The sequence below is a fragment of the Deltaproteobacteria bacterium genome (assembly GCA_016213065.1).
Taxonomy (GTDB): domain Bacteria; phylum UBA10199; class UBA10199; order SPLOWO2-01-44-7; family SPLOWO2-01-44-7; genus JACRBV01.
Window position 1 is genome coordinate 1 of the sequence record JACRBV010000143.1, and the last position, 10,391, is coordinate 10,391.

Sequence of the window (10,391 nt, forward strand, 5' to 3'; positions counted from 1 at the left end):
GGCATTGCGCAAGTTTGCGCCATGAGCGGATTTGAAGTCTGTCTCTTTGATATTGCTAACGACCAACTTAAAAAAGCCCGCGAGAACACTGAGAAGTCTCTAAAGAAGCTGGCCGCAAAAGGAAAATTGACCGAAGCCGAAGTTGAAAAATCGATTAAAAATTTGAATATCACCACCCAGTTCGCCAATCTAAAAAATTCCGATTTCTGCATTGAAGCGGTTACCGAAAATCCCGACTTGAAGAAAAAAATTTTTCGGGAGTTGGACCAACTGCTTGCACCTACTGTGATTTTGGCGACGAACACTTCGTCAGTTCCCATTGCTCTGTTGGCGGAAGTGACGAAACGTCCGGACAAAGTGATTGGTATGCATTTCATGAATCCGGTTCCTTTGATGGAGTGTGTGGAAATAATTCGCGGAGAACAAACTTCCGATACCACGCATCAAGCGACCCTTGAGCTGACAAAGAAACTTGGCAAAACACCAGTCACGGTGAAAGACAGTCCGGGTTTTGTGGTCAACCGCATTTTAATTCCAATGCTTAACGAAGCGGTCTATTGTCTGCAAGAAGGGCTGGCCAGCAAGGAAGAGATTGATTTGGCGATGAAGATTAGTTGTAATTTTCCGATGGGTCCCTTAACACTCGCCGATTTTGTGGGACTCGACACCTGTCTTTTTATTATGGAAGTCATGCACAAAGGTTTGAAACAGGACAAATTCAAACCGTGCCCACTGCTTCGAAAATATGTGGAAGAGGGAAAACTCGGAAGAAAATCAGGCGAAGGATTTTATAAATATACATAGAGCCTATCTCATAAGCTGTTTACGGAGGCTGTCATTCTGAGCCCTTTGCTTTGTCATTCTGAGCGAAGCGAAGAATCTGCTCGGGCTCAGGGTAAACTCCGCGAAGAATCCAATTGTTTAGCAAGTAGATCCTTCACGGAGTTTACACTGAGCCAAATGGAGATCCTTCGCTTTGCTCAGGATGACAATGGTGGCGAAGGGTTCAGGATGACAGTCATTTATGAGATGTGTTCTAATTGTTCTCAATGACAGAGAGGTTACATGGACTTTCAATTAAATGAAGAACACACAATGATTCGCCAGATGGCGAAGGATTTTTGCGACACAGAGATTGCACCGAAGGCATCAGCGCTCGATGAAAAAGCGGAATTTCCGACGGAGAATATCAAAAAAATGGCCGAGGTTGGATTCATGGGGATGATGTGTCCTCAGGAATTCGGCGGTTCCGGTCTCGATATGCTCTCGTATGTTTTGGTGCTCGAAGAAATTTCGGCCGCTTGCGCCTCCACCGCCGTGACCATGTCCGTCAACAATTCTCTCTACATTGGTCCCATTCTCAAATTTGGAACGGAAGAACAGAAGAAAAAACATATTCCGGATTTTGCTCAGGGGAAAAAACTCGGGGCCTATGCCTTATCAGAGCCAGTTTCCGGTTCTGATGCGGCGGCTCTTATCACCACGGCCACGGTCAAAGGGGACAAATATATTTTAAATGGAACCAAAAATTTTATCACGAACGGCCCTCATGCCGACGCCATGATACTCTTCGCAACGCTGGACAAATCAAAACGTCATAAGGGGATTACCGCTTTTCTCGTTGAGAAAAATTTCAAAGGTTATTCGGTGGGAAAAGTGGAAAAGAAACTCGGCATCCGCGGTTCCTCCACATCTTCCATTATATTGGGAGATTGCGAAGTGCCCGCGGCCAATCGTCTCGGTCAGGACGGCGAGGGTTTCAGAATTGCCATGAACACACTGGATAGCGGACGCGTAGGTATTGCCACACAGGCGCTGGGAATCGGGCGCGCGGCGTATGATTTCGCACGCAAGTATGCCACCGAAAGAGAAGCCTTCGGTCAAACCATTTCTCATTTTCAATTGATCCAACAAAAATTGGCCGACATGGCCGTATCACTCGATGCCGCTCGCTTGCTGATCTGGCGCGCGGCATGGCTCCGCGACAAAGGATTACCCTTCACAAAAGAAGCCGCCATGGCAAAACTTTTTGCTTCCGAAGCCGCCACCTCCGTCACCAAAGACGCGGTGCAGGTGCTTGGCGGTTACGGTTACATGCGCGAATATCCCGTGGAACGCCACTTTCGCGATGCCAAGATCACCGAAATTTATGAAGGCACCAGTGAAATCCAACGCCTCGTGATTGCCAGAGAGGTGTTGAGGGAGATAAGTTCTTAGTACTTAGTACTTAGTTCTTGGTTCTTAGTTCTTGGTACCAAGAACCAAGAACCAAGTACCAATAACCCATGAAAGAACACAGCGACAAATTTACCACCCTCTCTTCGGTCCCCATTAAGCAACTTTATAAACCCGACGACATTTCCCATTTGAATTATGAAAAAGATTTGAATGACCCCGGGCATTTTCCCTATACGCGCGGTCTTCATGAAACAATGTACCGCGGCCGGCTCTGGACCATGCGCCAGTTTTCAGGCTTTGGCACTCCGGAAGAAACCAACAAACGTTACAAATTTTTATTGGAGCACGGACAAACAGGTCTCTCCGTCGCATTCGATTTTCCAACGTTGATGGGCTACGACGCCGATCAGGAGCGGTCCGTTGGAGAGGTTGGCAAATGCGGTGTTTCGGTTTCCAGTCTTGCCGATATGGAAGTGATCTTCAACGGTATTCCGCTCGATCAAGTTACCACTTCGATGACCATCAACGGTCCCGCGTCGGTGCTCCTCGCCATGTATCTCGTCGTTGCCGAAAAAGAGGGAGTGAGTTGGGACAAAGTGGGTGGCACCATTCAAAATGATCTTCTTAAAGAATTCATCGCACAAAATTCGTATGCCTTTCCCCCCGATCCTTCCATACGCGTCGTGGTCGACATGATTGAATTTTGCACGAAGGAAGTTCCGAAATGGAATACGGTTTCCATCAGCGGCTATCACATTCGCGAAGCGGGTTCCACAGCGGTACAGGAGTTGGCTTTCACATTGGCCGATGGAATTGCTTATGTTCAGGCCTGCATCGAGAGGGGAATGGATGTTGATGGTTTTTCGCAACGGCTCTCTTTCTTTTTTGATGCCCACAGCGATTTTTTTGAAGAGATTGCGAAATTCCGGGCCGCGCGCAGAATTTGGGCGAAAATTATGAAGGAACGTTTCCACGCAAAAAAATCTCGCTCGCTGATGCTTCGCTTTCATACACAAACCGCCGGTTGCTCTCTCACCGCTCAGCAACCTTATAATAATGTTGTGCGCACCACCGTTCAAGCGTTGGCCGCCGTTTTGGGAGGGACACAGTCTCTTCACACTAACGCGTGGGATGAAACGCTCGCATTGCCAACCGAACAGGCGGCGATGACCGCTCTTCGCACGCAACAAATCCTTGCTCATGAATCGGGCGTGATCAACACGGCGGACCCTTTGGCGGGTTCCTATTTTGTTGAATCCCTCACGAGTCAAATGGAAAAAGAGGCGCTCGCTTATATTCAAAAAATTGACGACTTGGGTGGAATGGTTCAGGCGGTGAAGCTGGGATACCCGCAAAAAGAAATTGCCAACGCGAGTTACAAATACCAAATGCAAGTCGAGAAAAAAGAAAAAATCGTCGTCGGTGTGAATGAATTCAAACTCGAAAAAGAACCTCCCATCGAAACTTTAAAAATCTCGGATGAAATTAGGGACCGTCAGTCACGCCGTCTCGCGGAGGTACGCAAAAAAAGATCTCATACAAAAGTATCAGACGCGTTGGAGGAGCTTAAAAAAGCGGCCGAAGAAAATAAAAATATCATGTATCCTCTGTGTGATTGCGCACGCGCTTACTGCACATTGAACGAAATGATATCCACATTAAAAAGTGTTTTTGGAGAATATTATGACCCGGGAATTTTCTAAATCTTCTAAAAGACGCATTCGCATTTTAATCGGCAAACCCGGACTGGATGGACATGACCGCGGAGTGAAGGTCATTGCGCGGGCACTCCGAGACGCGGGCTTTGAGGTCATCTATACAGGCTTGCATCAGACGCCGGAGATGATTGTCTCCGCCGCCATTCAGGAAGATGTTGACGCAATCGGGCTTTCCATTTTATCGGGGGCCCATAATGTTCTTTTCAAACGCGTGCTGGAACTTTTGAAAGAAAAAGGAGCGGAAGATATTACGGTTTTTGGCGGCGGCATCATTCCGGAATCCGATCTTGCGGCGTTGAAGAAAATGGGAGTCGCCATACTATTTCAGCCGGGAACAAAAACCCAAACCGTTGTCGACTGGGTCCACAAAAATGTAAAAGGCACCTCTAAAAACCCCGATTGTCATCCTGAACGAAGTGAAGGATCTACTTGATGACAAAGTGGATTCTTCGCTTCGCTCAGAATGACAAATTGTATTTTCATGGGTTTTTAGAGGCACACTAAAAGGAGATAAAAAATGAAAGATGTTTATCTGGTAGCGGGCGGAGTTTCAAAATTTGCCAAAGCAAGACCCGACAAAACTTTCCAAGCCATCGTGCGCGAAGCGGTTGTTTACGCGGTTGAAGATTTAGGGCTAGAATATCCCAAATTTCTTCCTCTGGTAGATGGCTCGGTAGCTTCTTATTTTTCCGATCATTTCCAAAGACAATTGATGTCGGGAATTATGGTGCAGGATTATCTGGGCCTTTGTCCCAAACCTTCCCACCGCGTGGAAGGCGGCGGTGCCACGGGAGGACTTAGCTTTCAGGCTGGTTGGAGAAATATCGCCTCCGGTTACATGGATGTCTGCATGGTCTACGGTTTTGAAACAATGAGCCATGTGGAGACATGGAAAGGGAATGAATTTATCGCGCTCGCTTCGGATGTCAGTTTTGATTTTCCGGTCGGCGGTTTTTATTCCGGCTACTACGCCATGATGGTGGTGCGCCACATGCAGGAATTTGGAACAACCGTGGAACAGTTAGCCCACATCTCCGTTAAAAATCATCGCAATGCCTATCACAACCCTTACGCCCAAAAGCGGCAGAAGTTGACGATTGCCGATGTGCGCAAATCAGAGATGGTCGCATGGCCTTTAACCCGTCTCGATATTTGCGTGATGAGCGATGGTGCGGCGGCGGTGGTGTTGGCATCGGAAGAGGGGGTTCAACGTCTGGAAAAAGCGGCGGGCAAAACACTTCCGAAAGTAAAAGTCACCGGTATCGGTTGCGGCACCGATGCCATGCGTATGTCGGACCGCCCCCGCAAAAAAGTCCCGCTTCTCTCTTTTGAAAAAGAATCCGATTACAAAAATTTGGAATACCCGGGCATTCACTCTTTCCGCGCGGGAAGATGCGCCGCCATTCAGGCGTACAAACATGCGGGCATAAACGATCCCCTGCAGGAACTGGACTTTGTCGAATTGCATGATGCGTATACCTCTTCCGAAATTCAAACCTATGAAGATTTGGGACTCTGCAGGTACGGAGAAGGTGGGGCGCTCGCCGCTTCCGGAAAAACATTTATGTCCGGCATTGATTACGGAATTCCGCTCAAAGAAAAACCGGTTTGTCCAGTCAACCCCTCGGGCGGATTGATCGCATGCGGGCATCCTGTTGGCGCCACGGGTCTCATGCAGGCGGTGTTTGGTTATTGGCAATTAAGCAACACGGTGGCAAAACATTTTAAAGACCCAACATTGCAGATCAAAAACGCAAAAAAAGGTTTGATCCACTCACACGCCGGAACGGGAACGTACGTAACCGTTTCCATTTTGGAAAAAGTTCTTGGTTCTTAGTTCTTGGTTCTTGGTTCTTGGTTGGATTGTTATGATGGGAATAGATAATTTTAAAGATTTGAATATATGGAAAAAAGGCATGGAGTTATGTGGCACAACGTATACGCTAACTGCTTCTTTTCCAAAAGAGGAATTGTATGGACTTACAGCACAAATGCGGCGTGCCTGTTTATCCGTTCCTTCCAATATTGCGGAAGGATTTTGCAGAAAATCCGGAGGGGACTTAAAAAGATTTTTATTGATTGCCAGAGGATCCTTGGCTGAATTGGAAACTCAGATGTTGTTTTCAATACAACAATCATATCTTACAAAAGAAAAGGCGGCCAATTTTTTGGAAGCTATTGAAAAATTGGGTCGAATGATCAACAGTTTTTATCAAACCGTGAGGTAAATTATGGCGAACCAAGAACCAAGAACTAAGAACCAAGAACCACGTATCAAAGAAACCACCGAAGGAACGGTTCTCTATAATGTACCGTTTCCAAAAAATATCGAATCGCTCAAAGATTTGACCCCCATCATTATTAAGCAACCGTATTCGGTCGATTATATTCATTCCTATGGTCAAGATTCTCCGTGGTTTGCGGGCCTCTCGAACAAAAAACTTCTAGGGACAAAATGCACCCGCTGTTCCTATGTTTTCGCTACACCAAAATTGGCGTGCATGGAATGCGGCGCCCCTTGCGACTGGATTGAACTTCCGCAAGAGGGGAAAGTGCATTCTTTCACCGTGTGCCATTTTGGCGCCGAATCCTTTTTGCACGAAACTCCTTTTGTATTGGGACTCATCGAATTCGAAGGGGCCAATACTTTAATGTTAAGCCGACTAATCGGACTAGACCCGGCCGAAGCAAACCTCAAATGGGTGGGCATGAAAGTAAAAGCCAAATTCCGCCGCAAATCCGAATTCAAACCCACAGACGTGTATTTCGTGCCGGCGTGATACTTCTTAAGCCTGTTGACATTTTATGTCTGTTTCGGTAGATTGGCAATATGGCCAAATTAGTGAACCAGACAGTTTTTGCCTCAAGAATAAAATCGAAAGGACTTTGTCTTTTTGGTGCAACGGATATCCGCGCACTTTTTGGGGTATCTGACTCCGCTTTGGCCTCGTTGCTTCATCGATACAAGAAACAGGGGTTTATCCTGCAGGTGAAGCGTGGACTCTATGCTTTTCCGGATGCACTGCCATCAGACCTTTATGTGGCGAACCGGCTTTATAGCCCATCTTATTTATCGCTTGAATTTGCGCTGTCCTATCACGGAGTCATTCCGGAGACAGTGTATGAAATCACTTCCGTAACCACCATGGCCACCCGCCGGTTTGAAACATTGGGGAAAATTTTTTCCTATCGCAAAATAAAAAAAATGGCCTACACCGGTTATGATGTCCAAAAGCAAAAAGGGACGGGTTTCTATATTGCCGATGCGGAAAAAGCCTTCGTTGACGCAAATTATTTCCGCCTGCTTGACGGTCTAAAACCGCTTTCCCGTTTTCGCAAAGAAAAAATCAATCCGAGAAAAGCCCTGCGATATGCGAAATTATTCGGCAACCTGAAACTTTTGAACATTATAAAAACCACATTAAAATCATGATCACCCTTGAAACACTTGAAAAATTGGCGCGAAAGTTTCAAACGGGGGTATTCCCAAATATCGTGCGCGAGTACTTTCAGCATATGTTTTTGGGAGAACTGTACCGATTTCCGGAAGCGGAAAAATTGCTTTTTAAAGGTGGCACGGCACTCCGTGTTGTTTATGGCAGTCCGCGTTTCTCCGAGGATTTGGATTTTTCCCTTTTTGGGGTATCGCAAAATCATGTGAAAACTTTTGTTGAAGAATTGTTTGTCGCCGTTCTCGCAAAGATGGAGTTGGTGGGAATAAAAGTTGAAGTAGGGGCAAAATCATATGCTACATCTGGAGGATATTTTGGCATGGCAACCTTTAAAATGTCTGAGTACCCGCCGGTGAGTGTAGAAATCAACGTCTCAACGCGCAAAGGCAGAAACAGGCAGGGCGAAGTGGACAATGTGGCAAGTGATTTTACGCCAACCTATACCGTCGTTCACCTGCCGCAAAACAAACTCGTGGAGGAGAAAGTTTTTGGCGCCCTTCGGGAACGCAAGAAACCGCGCGACTTCTATGATCTTTATTTTCTGATGCGCAAAGGTATGCTTTCTCCCGATCAAAAAAAACGGCTTTCTGAAATGAAAGATAAAATTATCAAGGATGCAATAAAAATTGATTTTCGCGGCGAACTTGGCGCTTTTTTGCCGACGAACCAACAAGCCATTATTCGTGATTTTGTAAGAGCCCTCAAAGCGGAAATGAACCGACAAACCGGATGATATATTGACCAAAATGTAGCCGCTACTTTTTGGTTAAACCCACAGACGTCTATTTCGTGCCGGCATAAGGTGGTTCTTGGTAAGTGGTATCAAATCTGTTAGCCTTTTACACATGACACGGGCATCCCACGAAAAAATCATTCAAATACCCATGAGTGTTTTTGAATCGGCTGATTCCAAAGAAGATTTGGAAGATTGGTTGATATCGCATGATGCCGATTTTATTGAGGAGCTACGTCGCATCAAAACTGAAGCAGATCAGGGAAAGGGAAGACCCCTTTCAGAACTGGCCAAAAAATGGAATATCAAGCCCTGATTCTTCGCTCCGCCGAAAAAAACATTGATAATCTCACACCAACTATCCGGGAAACAATTTTCCGCCGCGTTCAGTGGCTGGCAAACCATGCCGAAAACGTCATCCATCATCCCTTAAAAGGAATGCCGGATGATTTGAGAGGACTGTGTAAATTTCGAATCGGTGATTACAGAGTTCTATTTGTAGGGGCTTGCGTCGCCCCCTCCACCGGCAAAGCCGGCGGAACCTCCCCCTCACGTTCGCTTTGCTCACTCGATACTGGAAAAACGATTTAAAACATGAAATCCAGATTTTTCGCGTTCGCCACCGCTCCGACATTTACCGCAAACTTTAAACCCGCCGATGCCTGTTTCGGTAGATTGGCAATATGGCCAAATTAGTGAACCAGACGGAGTAATCACAATAAGGAAATGAGCCGACAAACTGGCTAATATAAAAGATTACTTTTATACGTAAAAAGTTGACTTTTATTTTTCTTGCCAAAATGTAGTCGCTACTTTCTGGTTATTGTGTTAAATCGCAGATACTTATGCGGTTTATTACAACACTTACAGAACCTCCGAAGATCCGCTTGAAACAAGTAGACAAACTCCTCCCCGCGTTAAAACGATTTTTTAAACGCCAGCCGGTTGAGCTTGTTTTTTTGTTTGGTTCTTTGGCCAAAGACAAAATGAAACCGCTCAGTGATGTCGATATCGCCGTTTTGTTTCGCAACGACAAATATAATTTTAAAAATATTTCCGATATTTGGTCCAGATTGGAGTCACTGCTTGGGCGTGAGGATATTGATTTGGCAATACTCAACACGGGGGCTCCTGTGATTTGCATGCAGGTAATTCATACGGGCAAGTTGTTATATGCGCGTAACAGCAAAATTTTTAAACAATTTCGTTTTCTTACCATCCAGCGCTATCTTGCCACCCAATATCTAAGAAAATCTTTTTTTGAACAGGCAAGTCGGGCAATTTCAGGAAAGGCTTAAACATGTCACCCCTTGATAAAGAATCTTTGCAGTCCAAAATAAATCGGATTCGTAAAAATCTCAAACAACTCAAATTATTCGGTGACATGTCTTATACGGAATATACCAAAGACAGTATTAATACGGCGGTTGCGGAGCGTTTTCTTCAGATATCCATTCAGGCCATGTTGGATATTGGTTCTCATATTATTGCGGAAGAGGGGTTGGGGGACCCTTTGGAATACCGCGATATTTTTTCCATTTTAATCCATGCAAAAATTCTTCCCAAACACCGCGAAACAGCATTTTTAAATATGGTAGGCCTCCGCAACCGGATTGTTCATTTATATGAAGACATTGATCACAAACGCATCCACCACTTTCTCAAAAAAGATTTATCTGATTTTGAAACTTTTCTGAAAGCCGCAACCCGTTACCTGCGTTAGCATAATTCACAATTGCCATGGGACAATATCGCAGTCGTGCTTGGGTTCTCCCTTTAGATAAACAACTTTGTACTTCTTGATAGAATACTTTTTGGAAAAATAGTGAATAGCTGTGGGCTGAAACTGGGCGAGTTGCAACTTTACCTCGATGGGCAAAACAGTTTCCTTTTGCCTTAAAATAAAATCGATTTCCTTTTTGTCTGTGGTTCGCCAAAAGGAAATATTTTCAACCCCGTATTTTTTTACCAGTTCGGAAAAAACGCTCGTCTCAAAAACAGATCCCAAAATCTCCTTTTGCAATCCTTTGAACCAAAACATCTGCATTAACCCTGTGTCATAGAAAAAAACTTTCGGTGTTTTGAAAAGTTCCGACCGCAAATTTTTACTGTAGGGAACAATCCGCTTGAGAATATAAGTCGCCTCCAGCAAAAACAGATAATGTTCAATGGTTTGTTTTGCCAGCCCGCAGGTGTTTGACAACTCCGCGACATTAAGCAGTTGCCCACTTTGGGATGCCAAAATTTCCAAAAGCTGGTTGAACTTGTGAATATCCCGAATCAGGGCCAAATCACGGATATCTTTTTTGA

At 45.3% G+C, this 10,391-nt stretch carries 14 protein-coding genes; 13 read left to right on the forward strand and 1 reads right to left on the reverse strand.

What is annotated here, in order from left to right; all coding sequences use genetic code 11:
* The 13 genes from HY877_08385 to HY877_08445 all read left to right on the forward strand — a co-directional run.
* A partial coding sequence (locus HY877_08385) for a 3-hydroxybutyryl-CoA dehydrogenase (protein ID MBI5300288.1) occupies positions 1-804 on the forward strand: 804 nt, incomplete at its 5' end.
* Positions 805-1,065: 261 nt separating this feature from the next.
* On the forward strand, positions 1,066-2,217 hold the full coding sequence (locus HY877_08390; protein ID MBI5300289.1) for an acyl-CoA dehydrogenase: 1,152 nt from the start codon (positions 1,066-1,068) through the stop codon (positions 2,215-2,217).
* Positions 2,218-2,285: 68 nt separating this feature from the next.
* A complete protein-coding gene (locus HY877_08395) occupies positions 2,286-3,881 on the forward strand; it encodes a methylmalonyl-CoA mutase family protein (protein MBI5300290.1) in 1,596 nt (531 codons plus the stop codon).
* Positions 3,862-4,329, forward strand: coding sequence for a cobalamin B12-binding domain-containing protein (locus HY877_08400; protein ID MBI5300291.1), 468 nt, complete (start codon positions 3,862-3,864; stop codon positions 4,327-4,329). The genes HY877_08395 and HY877_08400 overlap by 20 nt, the downstream gene beginning before the upstream one ends.
* An 84-nt stretch (positions 4,330-4,413) precedes the next feature.
* Complete coding sequence (locus HY877_08405; GenBank protein ID MBI5300292.1) at positions 4,414-5,733, forward strand: thiolase domain-containing protein; 1,320 nt, start codon at positions 4,414-4,416, stop codon at positions 5,731-5,733.
* A gap of 31 nt (positions 5,734-5,764) precedes the next feature.
* On the forward strand, positions 5,765-6,124 hold the full coding sequence (locus HY877_08410) for a four helix bundle protein (GenBank protein ID MBI5300293.1): 360 nt from the start codon (positions 5,765-5,767) through the stop codon (positions 6,122-6,124).
* Between the two features lie 3 nt (positions 6,125-6,127).
* A complete protein-coding gene (locus HY877_08415) occupies positions 6,128-6,676 on the forward strand; it encodes a Zn-ribbon domain-containing OB-fold protein (GenBank protein ID MBI5300294.1) in 549 nt (182 codons plus the stop codon).
* Between the two features lie 50 nt (positions 6,677-6,726).
* Positions 6,727-7,329 (forward strand): type IV toxin-antitoxin system AbiEi family antitoxin domain-containing protein, encoded by a 603-nt coding sequence (locus HY877_08420; GenBank protein ID MBI5300295.1) that lies wholly within the window; start codon positions 6,727-6,729, stop codon positions 7,327-7,329.
* On the forward strand, positions 7,326-8,081 hold the full coding sequence (locus HY877_08425; GenBank protein ID MBI5300296.1) for a nucleotidyl transferase AbiEii/AbiGii toxin family protein: 756 nt from the start codon (positions 7,326-7,328) through the stop codon (positions 8,079-8,081). The genes HY877_08420 and HY877_08425 overlap by 4 nt, the downstream gene beginning before the upstream one ends.
* Before the next feature lie 112 nt (positions 8,082-8,193).
* Entirely contained in the window at positions 8,194-8,397 is a 204-nt protein-coding gene (locus HY877_08430; GenBank protein ID MBI5300297.1) for a hypothetical protein, read from the forward strand.
* On the forward strand, positions 8,379-8,672 hold the full coding sequence (locus HY877_08435; GenBank protein MBI5300298.1) for a hypothetical protein: 294 nt from the start codon (positions 8,379-8,381) through the stop codon (positions 8,670-8,672). Before HY877_08430 ends, HY877_08435 begins: the two co-directional genes overlap by 19 nt.
* Positions 8,673-8,926: 254 nt before the next feature.
* Entirely contained in the window at positions 8,927-9,379 is a 453-nt protein-coding gene (locus tag HY877_08440) for a nucleotidyltransferase domain-containing protein (protein MBI5300299.1), read from the forward strand.
* A 2-nt stretch (positions 9,380-9,381) separates the two neighbouring features.
* Positions 9,382-9,804 carry a DUF86 domain-containing protein gene (locus HY877_08445; GenBank protein MBI5300300.1) on the forward strand — a complete coding sequence of 141 codons (423 nt, stop codon included), beginning with the start codon at positions 9,382-9,384 and terminating at the stop codon, positions 9,802-9,804.
* A 6-nt stretch (positions 9,805-9,810) separates the two neighbouring features.
* Here the strand turns inward: HY877_08445 and HY877_08450 are convergent.
* Positions 9,811-10,391 (reverse strand): DUF4143 domain-containing protein (locus tag HY877_08450; GenBank protein ID MBI5300301.1); only part of this gene is annotated, 581 nt, incomplete at its 5' end.

Coding starts and splice junctions, on each gene's coding strand:
- HY877_08390 (MBI5300289.1), top strand. CDS start 1,066: ATGGACTTTCAATTAAATGAAGAACACACAATGATTCGCCAGATGGCG.
- HY877_08395 (MBI5300290.1), top strand. CDS start 2,286: ATGAAAGAACACAGCGACAAATTTACCACCCTCTCTTCGGTCCCCATT.
- HY877_08400 (MBI5300291.1), top strand. CDS start 3,862: ATGACCCGGGAATTTTCTAAATCTTCTAAAAGACGCATTCGCATTTTA.
- HY877_08405 (MBI5300292.1), top strand. CDS start 4,414: ATGAAAGATGTTTATCTGGTAGCGGGCGGAGTTTCAAAATTTGCCAAA.
- HY877_08410 (MBI5300293.1), top strand. CDS start 5,765: ATGATGGGAATAGATAATTTTAAAGATTTGAATATATGGAAAAAAGGC.
- HY877_08415 (MBI5300294.1), top strand. CDS start 6,128: ATGGCGAACCAAGAACCAAGAACTAAGAACCAAGAACCACGTATCAAA.
- HY877_08420 (MBI5300295.1), top strand. CDS start 6,727: ATGGCCAAATTAGTGAACCAGACAGTTTTTGCCTCAAGAATAAAATCG.
- HY877_08425 (MBI5300296.1), top strand. CDS start 7,326: ATGATCACCCTTGAAACACTTGAAAAATTGGCGCGAAAGTTTCAAACG.
- HY877_08430 (MBI5300297.1), top strand. CDS start 8,194: ATGACACGGGCATCCCACGAAAAAATCATTCAAATACCCATGAGTGTT.
- HY877_08435 (MBI5300298.1), top strand. CDS start 8,379: ATGGAATATCAAGCCCTGATTCTTCGCTCCGCCGAAAAAAACATTGAT.
- HY877_08440 (MBI5300299.1), top strand. CDS start 8,927: ATGCGGTTTATTACAACACTTACAGAACCTCCGAAGATCCGCTTGAAA.
- HY877_08445 (MBI5300300.1), top strand. CDS start 9,382: ATGTCACCCCTTGATAAAGAATCTTTGCAGTCCAAAATAAATCGGATT.